General features: G+C 63.6%; 15 protein-coding genes. 9 read left to right on the top strand and 6 right to left on the bottom strand.

Translation table 11 applies throughout. From position 1 onward, the window contains the following. Positions 1-102: 102 nt before the first annotated feature. A complete protein-coding gene (gene glnE / locus AMM33_RS18680; RefSeq protein WP_090142765.1) occupies positions 103-2847 on the bottom strand; it encodes a bifunctional [glutamate--ammonia ligase]-adenylyl-L-tyrosine phosphorylase/[glutamate--ammonia-ligase] adenylyltransferase in 2745 nt (914 codons plus the stop codon). Between the two features lie 32 nt (positions 2848-2879). Between glnE and AMM33_RS18675 the strand changes: the two genes are divergently transcribed. Further along, positions 2880-7268 carry a YhdP family protein gene (locus AMM33_RS18675; RefSeq protein ID WP_228768241.1) on the top strand — a complete coding sequence of 1463 codons (4389 nt, stop codon included), beginning with the start codon at positions 2880-2882 and terminating at the stop codon, positions 7266-7268. A 183-nt stretch (positions 7269-7451) separates the two neighbouring features. Then, positions 7452-9494 (top strand): sensor histidine kinase, encoded by a 2043-nt coding sequence (locus AMM33_RS18670; RefSeq protein ID WP_090142772.1) that lies wholly within the window; start codon positions 7452-7454, stop codon positions 9492-9494. 78 nt (positions 9495-9572) lie between these two features. Here the strand turns inward: AMM33_RS18670 and AMM33_RS18665 are convergent, their stop codons facing one another. Beyond that, positions 9573-10826 carry an Hsp70 family protein gene (locus tag AMM33_RS18665; protein WP_090142764.1) on the bottom strand — a complete coding sequence of 418 codons (1254 nt, stop codon included), beginning with the start codon at positions 10824-10826 and terminating at the stop codon, positions 9573-9575. 175 nt (positions 10827-11001) lie between these two features. Between AMM33_RS18665 and AMM33_RS18660 the strand changes: the two genes are divergently transcribed. The 3 genes from AMM33_RS18660 (at position 11002) to hppD (ending at position 13774) form a co-directional block, all read left to right on the top strand. Beyond that, entirely contained in the window at positions 11002-11250 is a 249-nt protein-coding gene (locus tag AMM33_RS18660) for a DUF3297 family protein (RefSeq protein WP_053172949.1), read from the top strand. A gap of 8 nt (positions 11251-11258) precedes the next feature. Continuing rightward, entirely contained in the window at positions 11259-12458 is a 1200-nt protein-coding gene (locus AMM33_RS18655) for a CaiB/BaiF CoA transferase family protein (protein ID WP_090142763.1), read from the top strand. Between the two features lie 212 nt (positions 12459-12670). Continuing rightward, positions 12671-13774: a 4-hydroxyphenylpyruvate dioxygenase gene (gene hppD / locus AMM33_RS18650; protein ID WP_090142771.1), complete on the top strand. Its 1104-nt coding sequence runs from the start codon at positions 12671-12673 to the stop codon at positions 13772-13774. Positions 13775-13977: 203 nt separating this feature from the next. Here the strand turns inward: hppD and AMM33_RS18645 are convergent, their stop codons facing one another. After that, positions 13978-15252: a hypothetical protein gene (locus AMM33_RS18645; RefSeq protein WP_090142762.1), complete on the bottom strand. Its 1275-nt coding sequence runs from the start codon at positions 15250-15252 to the stop codon at positions 13978-13980. A gap of 128 nt (positions 15253-15380) precedes the next feature. On the opposite strand from AMM33_RS18645, the gene AMM33_RS18640 reads away from it, so the two are divergent. After that, positions 15381-15884 carry a CBS domain-containing protein gene (locus tag AMM33_RS18640; RefSeq protein WP_090142761.1) on the top strand — a complete coding sequence of 168 codons (504 nt, stop codon included), beginning with the start codon at positions 15381-15383 and terminating at the stop codon, positions 15882-15884. A 306-nt stretch (positions 15885-16190) separates the two neighbouring features. On the opposite strand, the gene AMM33_RS18635 is transcribed toward AMM33_RS18640, so the two are convergent. Further along, a complete protein-coding gene (locus AMM33_RS18635) occupies positions 16191-17264 on the bottom strand; it encodes a 3-deoxy-7-phosphoheptulonate synthase (protein WP_090142760.1) in 1074 nt (357 codons plus the stop codon). Positions 17265-17318: 54 nt separating this feature from the next. Continuing rightward, positions 17319-17774, bottom strand: a complete 456-nt coding sequence (locus tag AMM33_RS18630; RefSeq protein WP_090142759.1) for an Lrp/AsnC family transcriptional regulator — start codon at positions 17772-17774, stop codon at positions 17319-17321. Between the two features lie 118 nt (positions 17775-17892). Between AMM33_RS18630 and AMM33_RS18625 the strand changes: the two genes are divergently transcribed. After that, a complete protein-coding gene (locus AMM33_RS18625; protein WP_090142758.1) occupies positions 17893-19248 on the top strand; it encodes a hypothetical protein in 1356 nt (451 codons plus the stop codon). Between the two features lie 423 nt (positions 19249-19671). Here AMM33_RS18625 and AMM33_RS18620 read toward each other — a convergent pair whose 3' ends face one another. After that, on the bottom strand, positions 19672-20910 hold the full coding sequence (locus AMM33_RS18620; protein WP_090142770.1) for an NAD(P)/FAD-dependent oxidoreductase: 1239 nt from the start codon (positions 20908-20910) through the stop codon (positions 19672-19674). 147 nt (positions 20911-21057) lie between these two features. Between AMM33_RS18620 and AMM33_RS18615 the strand changes: the two genes are divergently transcribed. Both AMM33_RS18615 and AMM33_RS22685 read left to right on the top strand, forming a co-directional pair. Next, positions 21058-21471: a PaaI family thioesterase gene (locus AMM33_RS18615; protein ID WP_090142757.1), complete on the top strand. Its 414-nt coding sequence runs from the start codon at positions 21058-21060 to the stop codon at positions 21469-21471. Positions 21472-21527: 56 nt separating this feature from the next. Then, on the top strand, positions 21528-21662 hold the full coding sequence (locus AMM33_RS22685; protein ID WP_255350715.1) for a hypothetical protein: 135 nt from the start codon (positions 21528-21530) through the stop codon (positions 21660-21662). Positions 21663-21857: the final 195 nt, after the last annotated feature.

The raw sequence follows: 21857 nt of genomic DNA, 5'->3' as shown, positions 1-21857 counted from the left end.
AATTAGTCTCTTTTGTGTTGACTTGTTTGCATTTTTCAAGCCTGTCTGACGCTTGGCCAGGCCCTCGGGCATGAAAGCATGAGGCAGGAGAGCGGGCCGCGCTCAGCCCATCACCACGCGCCACAGCGCCAGCACCGCATCGCGCTCGCTGGCCAAGCTGGCCATCGGCACGTCGGTGGGCTCTTCGTTCAGGCGGGCGCGGTGTTGCACCCGGCGCAGCTCGCGGTAGGCGTTGGCGGCGGCCTGCCCCATGCCCAGAGGCAGCAACCCCACAGCCTCGGCGCGAATCAGCAGGGCAATGTTGCCCACGTTGTCGGCCAACTCCGGGTGGGCGGCGGTATGCAGCAACACCAGGTATTGCACGGCAAACTCCGCGTCCACCATGCCGCCAGGGCTGTGTTTCACGTCAAAGCGCTCGGCCTTGACCGGGTGGCCCTGGCGCACTTTGTCGCGCATGGCCACGATTTCGGCTTTCAGGCTGGCCGCATCGCGCGGGGCACTGATGACGGCGTGGCGCACCGTGTCAAATTGCGGGGCCAGGCTGGGCAAGCCCATGACAAAGCGGGCGCGGGTCATGGCCTGGTGCTCCCAGGTCCAGGCGGTGTTGCTGCCGCGCTGCTGCTGGTAGTCGGCATAAGCCTCAAAGCGCGTGACCAACAGGCCCGAGTTGCCGTTGGGCCGCAGCGCCGTGTCGATTTCGTACAGGTCGCCATCGGCCGTTTTCACCGTCATCCAGTTGATGAGTTTGCGCACATAGGCGGCGTAGATTTCCTGGGCCCGTTCGTCCTCGTCTTCGTACACGAACACGATGTCCAGGTCGCTGCCATAGCCCAGCTCCTTGCCACCCAACTTGCCGTAACCAATGATGGCAATGGCCGGCTCTTCGCGGTGGCGGGTTTTCAGGCGGCTCCAGCACCAGCGGGCCGTCACGCGCAGCACGGCATCGGCCAGGGCGCTCAGGTCGTCGGCCACTTGCTCCACCGTGAGCACGCCTTCCACGTCACGCGCCAAGGTGCGGAACTGCTCGGCATGGTGGGCGCGGCGCAGCAAATTGAGCAGGCTTTCCTCGTCGTCTTCGCCCGTGCGCTGCAGCGCCACCAGGCGGGCTTGCAACTCGGCCTCGAATTCGGCGGCATCAAAGCGGCTGTCAAACAGGTTGCCCCCGGCCAGCTCGTCGATCACACCCGGGTGTTGCAGCAGGTAGCGGGCAGGCCACTTGGCCGCGCCCAGCAGGCGCAGCAAGCGTTCGTGCACCGAAGGGCGCTCCAGCATCAGGGCCAAATAACTTTCGCGGCGCAGCAGCGGCTCGATCCAGTCGGCCATGCGCAGCACAGCTTCTTCGCTCACGCGCCCCACGTCCAGCCACTGGGCGGTGCGCTGCAGCAGGCGCATCAGGCGGCCCCGGGCGTCGTCGCGCAACGACTGCACGCGCGGGTTGTCGGCCCACTGCGCCAGGCGCTCGCGCACCGGGCCACTGAAGTCGCCCAGCACCGCGTCCAGCTCGGCGTGTTCGCGGCTGTTTTTGCCGTTCTTGCCATTGCAGGTTTTGCATTCGCGGTCGCCGCCCAGCAAGATGTCGAACTCTTGCGCCACCACCTCGCGGTGCGCGTCCAGCTCGCTCAAAAAAGCGCAGGCATTGGGGTGTCCCAGCGTCTGCGCGATCCAGGCCAGGTCGTCGTCGCGGGTGGGCAGCACATGGGTTTGCTGGTCGTCCAGGTACTGGATGCGGTGCTCCACCTGGCGCAAAAACACATAGGCCGCGCCCAGCGCGTCGGCCGTGGCCTGCGGCATGAGCCCGGCTTTGGCCACGCGCTGCAGGGCGTCCAAGGTAGGGCGGGTGCGCAGCTCTGGGAACTGGCCGCCGCGCACCACCTGCAGCAGCTGCACCGTGAACTCGATCTCGCGGATGCCGCCGCGCGACAGCTTCACGTCGTTGGCGCGTTCGGGGTGGCCCGCGCTGCGCTTGGCCGCGTGGTCGCGGATTTGCTGGTGCAGCGTGCGCAGCGACTCGAACACGTTGTAGTCCAAATATCGGCGGAACACAAAAGGCAGCACCACGCCGCGCAGCGCCTGGGCCGAGCCATTGAGCATGGCACTGCGGGGCGCCACCACACGGCTTTTCATCCAGGCAAAACGCTCCCACTCGCGGCCTTGCACCAGCAAATACTCTTCCAGGGCATCGAGCGAGACCACGCTGGGGCCAGAGTTGCCGTTGGGGCGCAGGGCCAAGTCCACCCGGAACACAAAGCCGTGTTCGGTGGTGTCGCCGATCAGGGCGTACATGCGCTTGACGGCGCGGGTGAAGTACTCCTGGCACGAGACCTTGTTGCGGCCTTCGCTGTTGCCCAGGGTCTGGCCGTCTTCGTCGTAGACATAAATCAGGTCGATGTCGCTCGACACGTTCAGCTCGCGGGCGCCCAGCTTGCCCATGCCGATGATCCACATCTCGGCCCGCTCGCCGTTGGCCTTGGTGGGCGTGCCATGCAGGCTGTCCAGATCGGCCATCACTTGCTGCCAGGCGATATCGAGCGTGACTTCGGCCAGCCAGGTCATGCTGTGGGTGACCACCTCCAGGGGCAGGCGACGGCTACAGTCGAGCAAGATGAGCCGCTCCAGGGTGAGCTGGCGCAGCACACGCAGGGCAGCGCCAGTGTCCAGGCCTTTGGCGCTCAGGGTCTTGAAGGTGGCGTACAGGCTGTCGCGGGTGGGTTGGCCCGGGGGCAACAGGGCCAGCCAGTCAGCATAACGGCGCTGGAGGCGCTGCACAAAGCGGGAATACGAGGCCCCTGAATCGGGGAATGCACCAAGGCGCGCTGGGTCACTGCCTGGGGTTGGGCTGCCGGTCATAATTCCTGCTGACTTTCTGATTCAAAACTTTTGTGCTGACTTTGCCCCGATTTCCCCGTCTGACCGCTGTGTGGGCCCGTTGCTGGCGGGTGGTGGCCTGGGGTTTGCTGAGCCTGGGACTGTTGCTGGGCATGGCCTGGGGGGTACTGCATTTGTGGATTGTGCCGCGAATCGGCGAGTACCGCCCCGCCCTGGAGCGCTTGGCCGGGCAAAGCATCGGGGTACCGGTGCGCATCGGTCAGTTGACGGCCGAATCGACCGGCTGGGCCCCTTCTTTTGAGCTGCGCGAGATCGAGCTGCTGGACGCGCAGGGGCGCACCGCCTTGCGCCTGCCCCGGGTGCTGGTGGCCATCAGCGTGCGCTCGGTGCTGAGCCTGAGCCTGGAGCAACTGGTGCTGGATGCACCCGAGCTGGATGTGCGGCGCACGGCCCAGGGCCACTGGCAGGTGGCCGGGCTGGAACTCCAGCACAGCCCGCAAGGCGACAGCCAAAGCGCCGATTGGCTGTTTGCGCAGCGCGAGGTGATCGTGCGCGGCGGCACGGTGCACTGGACCGATGAGCTGGCCGCAAGACCCCCATCCCTGCCACAGACCGCGCCCCAAACCCTGGCCTTGCGTGAGCTGGACCTGGTGCTGCGCAATTCGCGTCGACACCACGATCTGCGCCTGGACGCCACGCCGCCCGAGGCCTGGGGGGCGCGATTTGTGGCCATGGCGCGCATGCGGCGCGGCATTTTGTCCACGCATCCCGGACGCCTGGCTGACTGGTCGGGCCAGGTGTATGCCTATTTTTCGCACGTCGATTTGCCCCAATTGCAGCAGCAACTGGGGCCGCAACTGCAGCGCGCCCTGCCCCAGGGTCTGCAGATCCTCAGTGGGCAAGGGGCTGTGCGGCTGTGGAGCGATGTGGCACTGGGCCAGTGGACCGGGGGCACGGCCGATGTGAACCTGACGGATTTGCAGGCGAACTTGCAGGCGCACTCACCGACACATTTACAAGCGCCAGCACCGACCTCAACCCTGGAGGCGCGCAGCCCCTTGGTGTTTGAACGCCTGTCGGGGCGCGTGGCCGGGCGGCTGAGCGACAGCGGTTTTGAGGTGTCCACCCGCGACCTGGCCTTTGCCAGTTCGCACATCAGCGCGCACGACCTGGCCTGGCCGGGCGGAAACATGGCCCTGGATTACACCCACGCCCAAGGCAGCACCCCGGCGCGGGGCCGTTTGCAGGCCGACCACCTGGACTTGCAGGCCCTGCGCGAAGTGGCCCTGCACCTGCCCTTGCCCGAGGTGTTGGCCACAACACTGGCCCAGCACGAGATCAGTGGCGAATTGGCCGCCCTGCAACTGCGCTGGCAGGGCGACTGGCAAGCGCCCAGCACCTACAGCGCACAGGCCAGCCTGAACCGGCTGCACCTGCCGCCAGCGGCATGGGATGTGGCCCATGGTTCTGGGCATGTCCAAGGTGCCTTGAGCGGGCCAGCTCAACCACCTTCCGCATCCGCATCAACCACATCAACCGCAACAACCAGCCCCCCAACAGCCCCCGCCACAGCCACGCCCCCACTACCGGCCTGGCCCGGCGTGCGCGGCGCACAAGTCAAGCTGGACCTGAGTGAAGCAAGTGGTCGCGTGCAGCTGAACATGGGCGAAGGCTCGGCCCTGTTTCTGCCCGGCGTGCTCGAAGAGGCCGAGGTGCCTGTGCGCAGCCTGAAAGCCGATGCCACCTGGAAACGATTGAACGGCCGCTGGGACGTGCCGCAGTGGCAGCTCAAATTTGCCAATGCCGATCTGCAAGGCCAATGGCATGGCCAGTGGCACAGTGCCCCCAAGGTGAAAGTGCCAGGCCAAGAACAAGCCCCAAGTGCGGCCCCGGTGCAAGGCGCGGGTGTGCTGGATTTGCAAGGCCAGTTCACGCAGATCCATGCTGCCCGTGCCCACCGCTATTTGCCCACCACGCTGCCTGCGCAGGTGCGCCACTATGTGCGCGATGCGCTGCTCAAGGGCAGCTACAACAACGTGCAGGTCAAAATCAAGGGCGATGTGTCGCAGCTGCCCTTTGCCAATGCCAAAGAGGGCGAGTTCCGTTTTGCCGGGCGGCTGCGTGATGTCGATTTTGACTATGTGCCTGCGGCTTTCACCCCCGCTTCCGTCCCGCCCAAAAGCCTGCCCTGGCCGCGCCTGACAGGCCTCAATGGCCAGCTGGTGTTTGACCGCCTGGGACTGAAGCTGTCCGATGCGTCAGCACGCTTTGGTGAAGGCCGCACGGCGCCGGTGCTGAGCGGGGGGCAGGCCGAGATTGCTGACCTGTTGCACAAACCCACGGTGAATGTGTCCCTGGACAGCAAAGGCCCGGCGGCCCCGATGCTGGCGGTGGTGCAGCAGTCGCCTCTGGACCGCCTGCTGGGCGGCGTGCTGCACGAGGCGCAGGCCAGCGGCACGCTGCAAACCCGCCTGAAACTCAGCCTTCCGCTGCAAGCCCTGACCAGCAGCAAGGTGCAAGGCAGCGTGCAGCTGGCAGGCAACGATGTGCACCTGACGCCCGGCACGCCCATGCTGGGCAAGGTCCAGGGCACGCTGCAGTTTTCCGAAAGCGGATTTGCCCTGCAAGGCGTGCAAGCGCGGCTTTTGGGCGGGCCGGTGCGCATTGAAGGCGGCATGCGCCCGGTGGCGGACAACACCGGTGAGCCGGCCGTGCTGCTGCGCGTACACGGCCAGATCAGCGCCGAGGGCCTGCGCGAAGCCAAGGACGTGCCCTTGGCGGGCCTGCTGGCCCAACACGCCAGCGGCAGCACCAGTTACAGCGCCACGCTGGGCTGGCGCCACGGCCAGCCCGAGGTCTCGCTGCACAGCACGCTGGACGGCCTGGCGCTGAAGCTGCCTGCGCCGCTGGGCAAGAGCGCGGCCAGCAGCTTGCCGCTGTCGCTGCGCACCCAGGTTCTGGACCGGGGGGTGGGCCAGGGCACCCAGCTGCGCGACCAGATCCAGCTGGAGCTGGGGCGCATCGCTTCGGCCCATTACCTGCGCGACCTGTCGGGCCCGGCCCCGGTGGTTTTGCGCGGTAGCCTGAGCTTGGGCACCACCGGCGTTCAGAATCAGCCCCTGCCCGATGCGGGTGTCTTGGCCACAGTAGCGCTGCAGCAGTTGTCGGTGGACGCGTGGCAGGCGCTGTGGGCCGAGGCAGCAGGTACAAGGAGTGCGTCGGTGACTTCTGCTGGGTCGAGCGCCACCGCCCCCCCCACCGCGCGCCCCACCCTGTCCGCTGGCTTGCAAAGTTATGGGCCCACCCGCTTCACACTGCAAACGGGCACGCTCACGGCCGATGGGCGCAGCTTGCACCAGGTCGTGGCCGGGGGCACACGCGATGACCTGACCTGGCGCGTCAATGTAGACGCCCGCGAACTGAGCGGGCATTTGGCCTATCGCCAAGCCACCGAAGAGCAGCCCGGCCAGTTGTATGCACGGCTGGCGCGGCTGAACCTGCCGCCGTCCAGCGTGGTCGAAGTGGAGGCCCTGCTGGAGGCCCCACCCGTCAACCTGCCTGCACTGGACATCGTGGTCGAGCAGCTGGAATTGCGCGGCAAAAAGCTCGGCCGCGTGGAGATTGAAGCCGTCAACAGCGCCCCACCGCGCACGCGCAGCCCATTGCTGCGCGAATCGGTGCGCGAATGGCAACTCAACAAATTCGACCTGAGCGTGCCCGAGGCCACGCTGCGCAGTTCGGGCAAATGGCTCACAGCGGCCGACGGCAAAAGTGCACGCCACACCGAGATGAATTTCTACCTGGACGTGAACAACGCTGGCGCCCTGCTCACGCGCCTGGGCACACCTGGGGCTTTGCGCGGTGGCAGTGGCCAGATCGAAGGACGCATCGGCTGGCAGGGCTCGCCCCTGGCGCTGCATTACCCCAGTCTGAACGGACAATTCGCCCTCAAGATGGGGCGCGGCCAGTTCCTCAAGGCCGATGCAGGCGCGGCCAAGTTGCTGGGCGTGCTGAGCTTGCAGGCCTTGCCACGGCGCTTGTTGCTGGATTTTCGGGACGTGTTTTCCGAGGGCTTTGCCTTCGATTCGGTGCAAGGTGATGTGAGCATTTTGCAAGGCATTGCGCACACCCGAAACCTGCAAATCAAGGGCGTCAACGCGGTGGTACAGCTCGAAGGCCTGGCCGACATCGCCCACGAAACGCAAAAACTGCATGTGCTGATCCTGCCCGAGCTGGACGCGGGCACCGCGTCTTTGGTGGCAGGCATTACGGTCAACCCCTTGGTGGGCCTGACCTCGTTTTTGGCGCAGCTGTTTTTGCAAACTCCGCTGACCCGCGCCAACACGCAGGAATTCCTGATCGACGGCAGCTGGGCCGAGCCCCGCGTCACGCGCCTGGAAACGCCGGTGCCACCCCCCACCTCCACACCGCGCACGCCATGAAGCACAGGGTGTTCGATTTTTCGTGTCTTTCAGGAGCCAGCCCTGCTGGCCATAGTGCACTTGCGGTCCGCAGGCGTTTCGCTTGCAGGGCAAGCTCCTACAGAACACCCTCTTACAGATCACACACCTGTATGACAAACCTTGACGCTGGGCACGACCTTCGACCCTCACCGGATCGCAGCCATGCGTGACAGGATGGGCAATCGTCTGCGCAGGGCTTTGGCGTCCTGGACTGCGGCTGAAAGCGCATCGCCCTGGAGTTTGCGGCGGCGCTCTTTGTGGGCGGCGCTGGTGGCACTGGTGATTGCCGTGCTGGTGACCCTGGTGTGGCTGGCCGGACGCTACGAAGCCAGCCAGGTGCAAGCCGAGCTGGAGCGCGACGCGGCCGACGCGGTGAGCGATTTGCGCAGCAGCTTGTCGCGCCATGTGCAGGCCGTGCAGGCCCTGCAAGCGCAATCGGCAGAATTCAGGCAGGCCGCCGCGCTGGCTTTGTTGCGGCAAAACCGCGAGTGGCTGCGCGTGGAATGGCGCGACCCCCAGTGGCATGTGCACCAGCATGCCGACTCACCCCTGCGCGCCCCGGCCTTTGAACGCACGCCCCGACAAGAAGTGGCCAATGATGCCTTGCAAGCCTGCCAACGGGCACGCCGCTTCAATGGCCCGGCTTATTCAAGCACTTACTTTTTGCCGCAGTCCGACGGGCTGGGCATGGAAGTGATGGAGCTGTGCCTGCCGCAGCTGCAACTGGGCCAATTGGTGGGCTTCACGGTGGTGACCTACGGTCTGCAAGAGCTGCTGGCCGAACGCGTGGGGGCCACCTTTGGGCGGCGCAACGAGATGTCATTTGTCGAGCCCGATGGCACACGGCTGGCCATCACCGGTGCACACCGCCGGGGCTTGCGCATGTTCACCACCCAGCAACTGCTGGATTTGCCGGGCCACACCCTGGTGCTGCGCATGGACGGGCGGCGCGCCGAGCCCGACCTGTTTCCCAACGTGCTCACCGCGCTGGTGACGGGCATGTCAATTGCGCTGATCACGGTGATGGTGCTGCTGGTCAAGGACTCGCGCCGGCGTCTGAAGGCCGAACGCGACCTGGCCGAGGCCCTGGCTTTTCGCAAGGCCATGGAAGATTCGTTGGTCACCGGCCTGCGCGCGCGTGACCAGCAAGGGCGCATCACCTATGTGAACCCGGCGTTTTGCCAGATGGTGGGCTGGGAAGCCGAAGACTTGCTGGGCCGCAATGCCCCCATGCCCTATTGGCCCCCCGAGATGGTGGACGAATACCAGCAGCGCCAGGCCATCCGGCTGGCGGGCAATGCGCCGCCGCGTGAGGGTTTCGAGTCGGTATTCATGCGCCAGGACGGCACGCGCTTTCCGGTGCTGATCATCGAGGCGCCGCTCATCAGCGTGCAAGGCGAGCAGACCGGCTGGATGGGCGCGGTCATCGACATCAGCGAGCAGCGCCGGGTGGAAGAACTCTCGCGCGCCAGCCAGGAACGCCTGCAGGCCACCGCCCGCCTGGCGACCGTGGGCGAGATGGCCTCGCTGCTGAGCCACGAGCTGAACCAGCCGCTGGCCGCCATTGCCAGCTATGCCAACGGCTCGCTCAACCTGCTGCGCGACCCCGGGGCACAGCCGCAAACCCTGGAAGACGTGCACATGGCGCTGCGCCGCATTGCCGAGCAGGCGGGCCGGGCCGGGCGGGTGATCAACAGCGTGCACGACTTCGTGCGCCGCCGCGATCAGGCCCGCGAAGCCGTGGCCCCGCAAGCCTTGCTGGACGCCATTGCGCCCCTGGTCAACCTGCAAGCGCGCAAGCTGCAAGTGCGGGTGCTGACACGCGTGGAGCCCAAACTGCCCGCCCTGTGGTGCGACCGCACCATGGTCGAGCAGGTGCTGCTGAACCTGGCGCGCAACGGCATGCAGTCCATGGACAGGCCCGACTGCCTGGACCGGGTGCTGGTGCTGCAGGCCAAACGCGTGACCTTGAAGGCCCAGCAAAGCTGGGTCGAATTTGCCGTGACCGATGTGGGCACAGGCATCGAAGCGGACGTGGCCACGCAGCTGTTCACCCCGTTTTTCACGACCAAAGCCGAAGGCATGGGCCTGGGCCTGAGCCTGTGCCGCACGGTGGTGGAACAGCACGGCGGCCACCTCGAATTTGAAGCCCAACAGCCCAAAGGCACCGTCTTCAGATTCACCCTGCCTGCGGCCGCCCCGTAAACGACGATGAGGTGTTACACAATGGGCAGCAGACGCTTTTTTGCAGGCGCACGATTCACAGCCCTTTCCCTTTTCCCCTCAACGGCTGTAAGCCAGGCCAGAGGCCACGCCGCCGAACAGGTCACCTTCCACCAGCGGCACGCCCGGGAACTCGCTTTGCAAGACCCGTTGAAAGGTGCGCAGCGCCGAAGACCCGCCGGTCAAATAGATGGCGTCGATCTGCTGCACTTGCAAACCGGCACGCGCCACACAGTCGCGCGCACACGCCACGGTGCGCGCCAGCAAGGGGGCCAGATGGGCTTGCATGTGGGCCACACCCAGGGGCGCTTGCAAGTCACGCGCCAGGCAGCTCAGGTCTATGGCCGTGTCCGCATCCGACACCGAGCCGCGAATTTTGGCCTGCTCGACCTCATGCGCGATGTGGTGCCCGTGCCGCTCGGCCAGCACCTGCATCAGGCGCTCATGCAGGCGCGGGTCGGTGTAGTTGCTGCGCAGGGTTTTGGCATGGGCCATGGCCTTGGGCTGGTATTGCCAGTGGATCAGGTGCCAGGTCGAGAGGTCAAAAAACACCCGGCTGGGCACTTCGCGCAGCTCCGGGCCGATGTGCCGGTAACCGAGCAAGGGCATGACCTGCTCCAGGCTCAGCTTCTGGTCGTAATCGGTGCCGCCAATGTGCACGCCCGTGGTGGCCAAAATGTCGGCACTGCGGTCGGTCTGCTGCATGCGCTCAGGCCCCAGTCGCACCACGGTGAAGTCAGACGTGCCTCCCCCTAAGTCCACCACCAGCACGGTGCTGTCCTGGGTCAGGCGGCGTTCGTAATCCAGGGCTGCGGCAATCGGCTCCAGCTGAAACGACACGTCTTCAAAACCCACGGCTTGCGCCGCCTGGCGCAGCGAGGCCTCGGCCTGTGCGTCGCGCTGGGCGTCATCGTCCACAAAGTGCACGGGCCTGCCCATGACCACCTGGGTGGGCGCAAAGCCCAGCGCCCCGGTGGCGCGTTCGCGCAGCGCCGTCAAAAAAGTGCCGATGATGTCCTGGAAGCTGATCTGCTGGTGGTTGATGAGCGTGGTCTCTTGCAGCAAAGGGCTGCCCAGCAGGCTTTTGAGTGAACGCATCAAGCGGCCCTCGGTGCCCTCCAGATAGTGGCCAATGGCCTCGCGCCCGAAGTGCGTGCTGCCCTCTTCGGCGTTGTAAAACACAGCGGTGGGCATGGCCAGGGCCTGGCCTTCCAGAGGAATCAGACGGGCCTTGCCCTGCGGGTCGGCCCAGGCGATGGCCGAGTTGGAGGTGCCAAAATCAATGCCGAGCGTGCCGGAAAACGTGGGGGTCATGAGCAAAACAAACGAAGCACGGGCCGGTGCTGCAAAGCGGAAAGCAGCAACGCCCAACGGACGCCCTGCATTTTGAGGACCGGCGATTGTGCCACCTCAAGGGGCGCTGCCCGCCGTGGCGGCGGTGTAAATGGTGGAAAATCAGGCCTCGTTTTTCCATCACACCCCCATCCCCATGACCGAAGCCACCCAGCGCCCCGAATTGCCCGATCACCTGTCCATTGACGCGCGCAGCCCTTTTCACAACCGCGCCGTGTTCGAGCACGACATCGGCATCCGCTTCAACGGCAAAGACCGCACCGACGTCGAGGAATACTGCATCAGCGAAGGCTGGGTCAAGGTGCCCGCAGGCAAAACGCTGGACCGCAAAGGCCAGCCGCTGCTGATCAAGCTCAAAGGGCAGGTCGAAGCGTTTTACCGCTGAGTCTGCACATGAACGCTCCCGCCCGAAAACTCCCCCTCGAAGGCCTGCGCGTCGTCGAGTTCACCCACATGGTCATGGGCCCCACCTGCGGCATGGTGCTGGCCGACATGGGGGCCGAGGTCATCAAGGTTGAGCCCATCGAGGGCGACCGCACACGGCATTTGCTGGGCTCGGGCGCGGGTTTTTTCCCGATGTTCAACCGCAACAAAAAGAGCATAAAACTCAACCTGCAGTCACCCGAAGGCGCCGAGGTGGCGCGCCGCTTGTGTGCCACCGCCGACGTGGTGGCCGAGAACTTCAAGCCCGGCTCCATGGCCAAGTACGGCCTGGACTACGCCAGCCTGTCGGCCAGCAACCCCAAGCTGATTTACGCCAGCCTCAAGGGCTTTTTGCCGGGGCCGTATGACCACCGCACAGCGCTGGACGAGGTGGTGCAAATGATGGGCGGCCTGGCCTACATGACCGGGCGTCCGGGCGACCCTTTGCGCGCAGGCACCAGCGTGAACGACATCATGGGCGGCATGTTTGGTGCGATTGGCGTGCTGGGCGCACTCATCCAGCGCGGCATCACCGGGCGCGGGCAAGAGATCCAGTCGGCCTTGTTTGAAAACAACGTGTTTTTGGTGGGCCAGCACATGTTGCAGTACGCCATCACCGGCAAGGCGGCCGAGCCCATGCCCAACCGCATCTCGGCCTGGGCGGTGTACGACGTGTTCACGGTCAAGAACAGTGAGCAGATTTTTCTGGCAGCGGTGAGCGATGCGCAGTGGGCCACTTTCTGTGATGTGCTGGGTTTTGCCGACCTCAAGGCCGATGCGCGCTACTTTGACAACAACGCCCGCGTGTCTTTGCGTGCCGAGCTCATCCCCGAATTGCGCCGCCGACTGGAGGCCTTCACGGCGGCCGAGCTGACAGCCATTTTTGAACAAGCCGGTCTGCCCTTTGCGCCCATCGTCAAACCCGAAGAACTGTTTGACGACCCGCACCTGCAAGCCACCGGCGGCTTGGCCGATGTGCGATTGACCGATGGCGCCAAGGCGGGCCACAGCGCCCCTGCCGCCTTGCTGCCCTTCACCATGGGTGGCCAGCGTTTGGGGGTGCGTCATCAACCGCCCCATCAAGGCGAAAACACCGACGAACTGCTGCGCGGCTTGGGCATGAGCGCTGCAGAGATTGATCAGCTGCGTGCATTGAAAGCAGTAGCTTGAAACTTGTTTTCTTGCCAATCCCCTCGATGCCCATCACAATCGACGCATGTCCATCCAGGTTTTGATTTTCGGTATCCACCTCGCGCGCAGCACGCGGGGCAAGCCTTGCGCACCGCCGCAGGCTTCTTAAGCGTCTTCCCTTTTGTTTGACCGATTTCAATTCGGGCCGCGCTCAGTCAGCAGTGCGGTCCCGATCATTGCTGGAGATTTTCATGACCGATTTGTTTGACAACCCCATGGGTTTGTGTGGTTTCGAGTTCGTCGAGTTTGCTTCCCCCATCGCCAACACCCTGGAGCCCCTGTTTGAAAAAATGGGCTTCACGCTGGTGGCCAAGCACCGTTCCAAAGACGTGGTGCTTTACCGCCAGGGCGACATCAATTTCATCGTCAACCGCGAGCCCAAAAGCCTGGCCGGTTACTTTGCTGCCGAGCACGGCCCTTGCGCCTGTGCGCTGGCGTTTCGGGTGAAGGATTCGCACAAGGCGTATGAGCGTGCCCTGGCACTGGGAGCGCAACCGGTTGACATTCCTACAGGCCCGATGGAGCTGCGCCTGCCTGCCATCAAAGGCATTGGCGGCGCGCCCTTGTATTTGATTGACCGCTTTGAAGACGGCAAGAGCATCTACGACATCGACTTTGAATTCATCGAGGGCGTGGACCGCCACCCGCCCGGGCACGGCCTGAAGCTGATCGACCACATGACGCACAACGTCTACAAAGGGCGCATGGCGTACTGGAGCGGTTTTTACGAAAAACTGTTCAACTTCCAGGAGATTCGTTACTTCGACATCAAGGGCGAGTACACGGGCCTGACCAGCCAGGCCATGATGGCTCCGGACGGCATGATCCGCATCCCGCTGAACGAAGAGTCGGGCAAGACCGGGGGCCAGATCGAAGAGTTCTTGATGCAGTTCAATGGCGAGGGCATCCAGCACATCGCGCTGCTCACCGACGACCTCTTGAAAAGCGTGGACGCGCTGCAGATGGCCGGCATCCCGCTGATGACTGCGCCAAACGACATCTATTACGAGATGCTAGAAGAGCGCCTGCCGGGCCATGGCGAGCCCGTGGCCGAGTTGCAGACGCGCGGCATCTTGATGGACGGCTCCACGGCCCATGGCGAGAAGCGTTTGCTCTTGCAGATCTTCAGCCAAACCCTGCTGGGACCCGTCTTCTTCGAGTTTATCCAGCGCAAAGCCGACGAGGGCTTTGGCGAGGGCAACTTCAAAGCCTTGTTTGAAAGCCTGGAGCGCGACCAGATTCGGCGTGGGGCGATTCAGGTCGACACGCCAGCCCCCAGTGACGCGGCCCAGTGAAGGCTTCAATCTTCATACCCGTTGTAGATCGGCGGCAACAGCGCCGACATGGACCTGCGCCGAAGCGGACAAGCGTCGGACCTGACGGCGCCGACCTACGAGGGCTTTTGTAGCTCGGCGGCTTCAGGCTCGACATGAGGCCAACGCCCAAGCCTGGATGCAAGATGGATCTGAGTCTGGGGTGATCTGCGCGCACTGCCGTTTCATGGCCCGTCAGGGATGGTGGCGCCCGCGGGCCATTCGTACACAGGCGCAAAGCCACCGCCCAGAGTTCTGAAATTGGTGGTCTGGCCCTGATAGACCCGGGCCGCCGACCACAACACCTTGGCGTCATAAACATACTGGCGCACGTCGAATTTCATCACCCGTTCGCTGCCCGGCTCGACTGGGATGCGCATGTGCCCTGGCGCCACCCTGTGCTGCGCGATGTAACCCCCTGCGGCAATGTCTTGCCAAACCCGGTGTGTGAGCTTGTCGCCCCGATAGGCTGCACGCCCGCCATAACCTGCAAAGGGCTTGAAAAACAGCTGCTTGCGCTCGGTCCACAAGCGTTGTGCATTGGCGGCGTCCACCGTCTCGGATTTGGGAATCATCTCCAGCAAGGACTGCTGGTGCTGTGGTGCCAGCGCCAGCCGCTGCAAAAATGCCGCATTCGACAGCAGCCCCAGATTGCGTTTTTCGGCATACAAAGCATGCGCCCGGGGATGAGGCGTCAGCACAATGGCCTGTCGTTGGTAGGCCTGACGCAAGACTGAGCAATCGGGGCTTTCGAGATAAAAATCCGTGAGCCGGTTGTAAACCAGATCAATGGGCACATCGCCTGCACGCAGCACGCCCTGGTTGTAGCTCAGTTCTGTCGGGTCCACGATCACGGTGCGCAAGCCATGGTGCTCAAACAGGTATTTGAAGAGCAGGAACTCCGGGTACAGGTATTGCGCCTGCGGCTGCTCGTCCACAATGGCCACCGTACGCAGGGGCCGGGGCATCCTGGCCAGCGCCCATTCCTGCTGGAACATCTGGACAAATCGCATTTCGAGCGCATGCACGGCCTGAGCCGTGGGTATGAACGGTGCCATCCTGTCGCAGCAGGCCCGCTGAGACCGCGCCAGCACCGCGTTGAGCATGGCGCCACCGGCGTTGGTATTGATTTCGATCAAGCCCATGCCCGCTTCGGACACATGAAAGTCGTAGCCCAGAAACACCCCTTTGGCGCCGCCACCAGACCAGCTGGCAATGTGGGGTGCACGCGCCAGCACGGTTTGTTGATAGATCGGATGGGCAACGGCCGCTTCCACCGCTTCGATCAGCGCCTGCATGCGCTGCAAGTGGGCACTGGCCACGAACACCGGGGACGCTGAAAACAGGTAGTCGCAACGCTCACGCACCAGCGCAAAAACCTCCGGGCGGCCCATCTCCTGCTCCAGGGCACGGCAGACCGCATCCCGGTCCAGGCTGACGCAAAAGGAATCCTGAATCATGAAACTCCGATCAGTGACAACAGCTGTGCATTGTTGAACAACTCGGCGTCAACCAAAGTGTCTGAACGAACCGACAGGCCCAGACCCACTGACCAGTATCGGGACTTTCATTCTGAAAGCCGTGCGTCATGAACCTGTCCAGCTTGTGTCAACGCGACATCCTCTCTGTCAGCTCTGAAGCCTCGGTCCAAAAAGCCGCCGAACTCATGCGCGTCAACCATGTTGGGGCCTTGGCCCTGACCGACCCGGAAGACCCGGCGCGCGTCGTGGGCGTGGTGACCGACCGCGATCTGGTGGTCAATTTACTGGCGCAAGGGCGCTTGCCGGGCGAGCTGCCTATTGGGGCATACAGCCATGCACAGCTCATTGGCGTGCCCGGCAGCGCGACGGTGCATGAAGCCATTGCGGCCATGCAAAAGCACGGCGTGCGGCGTGTGTTTGTGACCGAACCCAATGGCCGCTTGTTGGGCCTGCTGTCCATGGACGATGTGCTGAGGGCGCTGGCCGATGATCTGAGCGGCCTGTCTCAGGCGCTGCGCATGGGCATCGACCTGGAAAGCACCCGCACCTCGCCGATGTTCAACCCCAACGAGCTGGCCGGGGGCATGTACCTGGCGCAGCACGAGCCGTGACCTCATGGGCTCGAACAAGCCCCACGTCGGGGTCTTCGACCACCGACCTACAAGTCCGACATTTGCCCACGGCTGAAAAAAACCAGCCCCACAAATGACAAGCCCGACCAGCGAACTGGTCGGGCTGATGGGCGTGTCACGAGAGGATCACCCCCAAAAATGCCCAAAAGAAGAGTTGTCGTTCTGATGGGCGGGGCGCATGAATGCGCCCCAAAAATGCTTCAGTCAGTTTCCCGACGTCAGCGGTGCCACTTTAAGCCCGCCGGACGATGGCGGTCAAGGCACTGTTACATGTTTTGCAGGACTTCATGGCTGCCCACGCCGTATTTGCACCGCCTGCGCCAGCGCCTGCAGCACCGGCGTGGTCTGCGCAAAGCTGATGCAGGCGTCGGTGATGGACACGCCATGCGCCAGGGGCTGGCCTTCTTGGAGGTCTTGCCGACCCTCGTTCAGATGGCTTTCGATCATCAGGCCCATGATGCGGTGGTCGCCCGCTGCGATTTGAGCGGCCACGTCGTGCGCCACCTCGATCTGCTTGGCGTGCTGCTTGCTGCTGTTGGCGTGCGACACGTCCACCATCACCTGCGGCGCAATGCCGCAAGCTTGCAGCGCCTGGCAGGCGGCATCCACATCGGCGGCCGAGTAGTTGGGGGTCTTGCCGCCGCGCAAGATGATGTGCACGTCCTGGTTGCCGCGTGTCTCAAAAATCGCCGCATGGCCCATCTTGGTCATGCCCATGAAGGCATGAGACGCCTTGGCCGCCACCACCGCATCGGCCGCCACTTTGACGCCGCCATCCGTCCCGTTTTTGAAGCCCACCGGGCACGACAGGCCGCTGGCCAGCTGGCGGTGGCTCTGGCTTTCGGTGGTGCGCGCCCCAATCGCGCCCCAGGTGACCAGGTCGCTGATGTATTGCGGGCTGAGCAAGTCCAGAAACTCGGTGGCCACGGGCAGGCCCAGGTCCAGGATGTCCAGCAACAACTTGCGCGCCATCTCCAGGCCTTCATTCATGGCAAAGCTGCCGTCCAGGTGCGGGTCGTTGATGTAGCCCTTCCAGCCCACGGTGGTGCGAGGCTTTTCAAAATACACGCGCATGACGATTTGCAGGTCTTGGGCGTGCCGGTCGGCCTCTGCCTTGAGCAATCGGGCGTAGGCAATGGCCTGGTCGTGGTCATGGATCGAGCACGGGCCGACCACCACCACCAGACGGTCATCTTGGCCCTGCAGCACGTTCGAGATGTCCTGACGCGAACGCTCCACCAGCGCCAGGTGCGCGGGCGATGCAGGCAGGCGCTCTTCGAGCAGCGCGGGCGTCATGAGGGGGCGCACCGAGGCGATGCGGGTGTCGTCGATGCGGATTTTGTCTTGGGTGGAAAGCATGGGGAATGTCAGAGGGGAAGGTCCAAATTGGAAGGGCCAAAGTGTAAAGCGCCATCACAAGGGCAAACACGCTCCCTGCTTGATGTCGCGCATCACGATGCTGGAGCGCACATGCGCGACGGCGGGCAACTTGAACAAGGTTTGCATCAGGAAATGTTCATAGGCGTCCATGTCTTGCACCATGATGGTCAGCACATAGTCTGCTGGCCCGGTGGTGGAGTAGCAATGCACGATGTGCGGCGTGGCTTGCACGGCGGCTTCGAATTCAGCCACGGCTTTTTCGGTGTGCTGATTCACATTGATCTCGGCCAGCACCATCAGACTCAGGCCCACTTTTTTACGGTTCACCCGCACGGTGTAGCCGGTGATGATGCCTTGCGCCTCCATCTCCTTGATGCGTTTCCAACAAGGCGTGGTGGACAAGCCCACACGTTCAGAGATTTGCTGTACGGTCATGCGTGAGTCTTCCTGGAGGACTTCCAGGATTTTTTGGCTATAAGTGTCTTTCATTCTTATATTTTATTGTTTCATGGAAATTAATTCTCCAAATTGGAGATAAAAAGGATCAATCAGGGTGTTTATTCCTGACATAGAGGCCTATTCTTACCCCTCTATTTGCAAAACCCTCATGCTGCACACAAGCCCTGACAACACCCCGAACAAAGCCCTTGTCGACGCCCTTGAAACACCCCTCCTGCGCGACAACCGACTCCATGACAACATCTGGGCGCCACAAGGCCAGGTGTTCTTATCCGGCACACAGGCCTTGGTGCGCATGATGCTGATGCAGCGCCAGCACGACGAGCGCCAGCACCTGAACACCCGGGGTCTGATCAGCGGCTACCGGGGCTCGCCGCTGGGCATGGTGGAGCAGGTCATCTGGCAGCAAGGGGTGAAATTCCAAAACGCGGGCATCGAATTTGTGCCTGCCATCAATGAAGCCTTGGGGACCATGCAATTGATGGACACGCAGCGGGTGGCGCCCAACACCACGCGCACGGTTGATGGCGTGTTTGCCCTGTGGTGCGGCAAGGGGCCTGGGGACGAACGGGCCAGCGAAGCGCTCAAACACGGCAACGCCTTCGGCGTCTCCCCCCACGGCGGCGTGTTGGTGGTGGCGGGCGAAAACCGCGCCAGCGTGTCACCCGCCAGGCCCGCGCACAGTGACCAGGTGTTCCAGTTCTCGCACATGCCGGTGGTCTCGCCCGCCGATGTGTCGGAGCTGATGAGTTTTGGCCTGTATGGCTTTGCGCTGTCGCGTTACTCGGGCGCCTGTGTAGGCATGACGACCTTGTCGGAAGTGGTGGACAGCAGCGCCACGGTAGATCTGGCCGCAATCCACATTCAAGTGAACGGTTGGAAAAGCCCGCAAGTCGTGCAGACCCAGACCGGGCATGTCGCCCCTGAGCAGCACAAGCGCTGGCCCGATCTGCCTGCACTGGGCAGCGCATCGCGCCAGCAAGACAAATTGGCTGCCGTGGCCGCGTTTGCGCAGGTCAACAGCATTGACTGCAGGGTGATTGACAGCCCGCAGGCCCACATCGGCATCGTCACGGCAGGCAAGACGCACCACGACCTGATGGAAGTGTTTCGCCGCCTGGGCCTGAGCGAAGAGGCGCTCTCGGCAGCGGGTGTGCGCGTGCTCAAACTGGGCCTGACCTACCCCATCGACAGCCCACGCATGCACGCCTTTGCACAAGATTTGCGCGAGGTCTTGGTGATTGAAGAAAACGCCCCCAGCGTGGAGCAGCAAATGCGCGAGCTGTTCAAGGACGAAACTGCACGGCCCAGCATCGTTGGCAAGCACGACGCCCTGGGCCTGCCCCTCCAGCAGCCTTCTGACCTGATCGTGCAAGTGGCGCACTGGTTGCAGCAATACACGGGCAGCGCATTGGGCATCCCACACCTCCAATATGAAGGGCTTCGGCGTGAGCCCTTGTCGGGGCTGAAGCCGCCAACCTGCGATTACCTGACTTCCTATTGATTCGGCACGCTGAAGTTTGAATTTTTTGCGCCATCACTGCTTATAGATTCGGCCCGATGAAGTCTGAGCCGTGTGTGGCCCGTTTGGAGGAATTTGTGGGAGCTTGCCAGCCAAGCAAAAAGCCAGTGGTCCACAAGCGTCTCATCGCCAGCAGGGCTAGCGCCCACAAGGTACAAGATTGAAGTCACCTTACAAACTTCACAGGGCCGGATCAATAGGTCGGTACTCAAAGAGTCCGACGATGCACGCTTGGCAAAAAGCGCTGGCTGCAGACGAAGGGGGTCCATCAGGCCAAACGTCGGGGTCTTCGACATCCGAATTACGAATACCGTGGCCCTTGTAGGTCGGTACTCGAAAAGTCCGACATGGGTGGCTTCGGCACAGGCCCATGTCGGCCCCCCTTTTCAGGAGACCCGCGCCACATCAACCAAAGCGCGCTGGCAAATAGGGTGCCGGGTCGATCCAGGGCTGCTGGCCGTGGACCATTTCGGCCAGCAGCCGCCCGGCCACAGGCCCCAGCGTGAAGCCTTGGTGGGCGTGGCCGAAGTTGAACCACAGCCCTTTGTGGCGTGGCGCTGGCCCCATGACGGGCAGCATGTCGGCGGTGCAAGGGCGTCCGCCCATCCAAGGCGGCTCGGGCAGGGGCTCGCCCAAGTCCAGCAGTTGGCGTGCCAGGGCTTCGGCTTTGGCCAGTTGCACAGGCGTGGGCGGGGCATCCAGCGGTGCAAACTCTGCGCCCGTGGTCAGGCGCAGGCCGCGCTGCATGGGGGCCAGCACATAGCCACGCTCGGCATCGAGCAGCGGCTGGCGCAGCTCAACAGGTGCCCGGTAATGCTGGTGGTAGCCGCGTTTGACGAACAGTGGAAAGCGATAACCCAGGGTGCGGATCACGCCATCGGACCAAGGCCCCAGCGCCAGCACGGCTTGTTCGGCCTGCACGCGGCCCTCGGGGGTCTGCACCGACCAGCCTGCGCCCTGCGCCTGCAAGCCCGTCGCCTCGCCCTTCAACAGACGACCGCCCCGGGCGACAAACAGATCGGCATAGCGCTGCACCAAAGCACCCGGGTCCTGCACGGCCCAGGGATCGAGCCAATGCACCGCCCCTGCCAAAGGCAGGCGCAAGGCGGGCTCGGCTTGCGCCAGCTGGGCGCTGCTCTCGGCTTGGTGGCGCACGCCAAAACGCGCTTGCAGCAACGCCGCCCGCTGCACGGCTTCATCGAGGGCCTGGGGCGTGTGAAACACCAACCTGAAACCGTCGCGCTGAACAAGCTCCTGGGCACCCGCCGCTTTCAGCAGCAGCTCGTGTTCATCCGTGGCGTGGGCAATGAGGCGGCTGTAGGCCTCGGTGGCGCGTGCATGCGCGGCAGGCGATGACTGGCGAAAGTAACGCAGCAGCGAGCCGCCCATTTGCCACAAACCCCGGGCATGCCAATTCACTTCGGCCCCGCGCCCCAAGGCGGCGTTCAACAAAAAACCCGGCTCACGCGGAAAAGCATAGGGCTCTACCGCCTCGCGCTGGATCAGGCCCGCGTTGCCAAACGAGGTCTCCTGACCCGGTGCACGCCGATCCAGCAGCAGCACCTCAAAGCCGCGCTGCTGCAAATGCAATGCCGTGCAGGTGCCCACCATGCCGGCGCCCACAACAAGGATGGAGGAAGTCATGCGTTTTTCCATTGCGTTTCGGATGTGCTCACAGGCCTCAGGCGCTGCGACGCAGCGCCATGAAAAAGTCCAGTATAGAAAGCTGCCCCCTTTGCGAATGCAGCGCTGCTTGCGCGCCTGATGAGGAGCCCTGTTTAAACTGTGCGCATGAGCACCGACACCACCGACACCCTGCAGCAATCCCTGTCCGACCTGTTTGCCCCCTGGGTGCAGGCCCTGAATCTGAAAGTGGAGCGCTTTGATGCCGACAGCGTGACGCTGCGGCTGCCACAAAGCGACCAGCTCTCGCGAGTGGGCGGCATGTTGTGCGGGCAGGCCATGATGGCTGCGGCCGACACGGCCATGGTGTTGGCCCTGATCGCGCACTTTGGCACGTTTCGCCCCTGCAGCACGGTGCAACTGTCGAGCACCTTCATGAAGCCGCTGTCGGGGCAAGATGCCCTCATCACCGCCCGGGTGCTGCGCGCAGGCAAGGCCATGGCCTTTGGCGAGATTGACCTGGCGGGGGCCGACGACGGCAAGAGCGTTTTTCGGGCCAGCACGACCTATGCCTTGATGTAAGACAAGCGCCCGGCGGGCTTGGCTACAATACGCCCATTCTTGTTTTGAGGTTCCTCATGTCTGCTCACAACGACGCCCCTGCTTCTGACGATCCCGTTGAAAACGTGGTCAAGCACATCCCCGTGGTCATTCCGGCCGCTGGCGCATTGCTGATTTTCCTGCTGGCTTTCATCGCCGTCTTCATGGCCTGAGGCTTTTGCACTCTGAGGTGCACGCCTTTGGGCAGCACTGTCAAGCCCCACGAAACCCGCAACAGCTCGCGCTTTGCGGGTTTTGTTTTGCGCGGGCTTGGAACGCAGGGGCTGCGATGGGCGTCATCTCATGCGGATCGTCCCTGTAGGCCGGCGGCAACAGAGCCGTCATGGGCCTATTGATTCGGCATGCTG

Source organism: Limnohabitans sp. DM1 (genome assembly GCF_001269385.1).
In the GTDB taxonomy this organism is placed as follows: Bacteria; Pseudomonadota; Gammaproteobacteria; order Burkholderiales; family Burkholderiaceae_C; genus Limnohabitans_A.
This window is presented reverse-complemented; position numbering and strand designations above follow the sequence as displayed.

Excerpts from the sequence above, each read along its gene's own strand:
- hppD (WP_090142771.1), top strand. The coding sequence starts at position 12,671 with ATGACCGATTTGTTTGACAACCCCATGGGTTTGTGTGGTTTCGAGTTC.
- AMM33_RS18625 (WP_090142758.1), top strand. The coding sequence starts at position 17,893 with ATGCTGCACACAAGCCCTGACAACACCCCGAACAAAGCCCTTGTCGAC.
- glnE (WP_090142765.1), bottom strand. The coding sequence starts at position 2,847 with ATGACCGGCAGCCCAACCCCAGGCAGTGACCCAGCGCGCCTTGGTGCA.
- AMM33_RS18620 (WP_090142770.1), bottom strand. The coding sequence starts at position 20,910 with ATGACTTCCTCCATCCTTGTTGTGGGCGCCGGCATGGTGGGCACCTGC.
- AMM33_RS22685 (WP_255350715.1), top strand. The coding sequence starts at position 21,528 with ATGTCTGCTCACAACGACGCCCCTGCTTCTGACGATCCCGTTGAAAAC.
- AMM33_RS18615 (WP_090142757.1), top strand. The coding sequence starts at position 21,058 with ATGAGCACCGACACCACCGACACCCTGCAGCAATCCCTGTCCGACCTG.
- AMM33_RS18665 (WP_090142764.1), bottom strand. The coding sequence starts at position 10,826 with ATGACCCCCACGTTTTCCGGCACGCTCGGCATTGATTTTGGCACCTCC.
- AMM33_RS18670 (WP_090142772.1), top strand. The coding sequence starts at position 7,452 with ATGCGTGACAGGATGGGCAATCGTCTGCGCAGGGCTTTGGCGTCCTGG.
- AMM33_RS18655 (WP_090142763.1), top strand. The coding sequence starts at position 11,259 with ATGAACGCTCCCGCCCGAAAACTCCCCCTCGAAGGCCTGCGCGTCGTC.
- AMM33_RS18635 (WP_090142760.1), bottom strand. The coding sequence starts at position 17,264 with ATGCTTTCCACCCAAGACAAAATCCGCATCGACGACACCCGCATCGCC.
- AMM33_RS18645 (WP_090142762.1), bottom strand. The coding sequence starts at position 15,252 with ATGATTCAGGATTCCTTTTGCGTCAGCCTGGACCGGGATGCGGTCTGC.
- AMM33_RS18640 (WP_090142761.1), top strand. The coding sequence starts at position 15,381 with ATGAACCTGTCCAGCTTGTGTCAACGCGACATCCTCTCTGTCAGCTCT.
- AMM33_RS18660 (WP_053172949.1), top strand. The coding sequence starts at position 11,002 with ATGACCGAAGCCACCCAGCGCCCCGAATTGCCCGATCACCTGTCCATT.
- AMM33_RS18630 (WP_090142759.1), bottom strand. The coding sequence starts at position 17,774 with ATGAAAGACACTTATAGCCAAAAAATCCTGGAAGTCCTCCAGGAAGAC.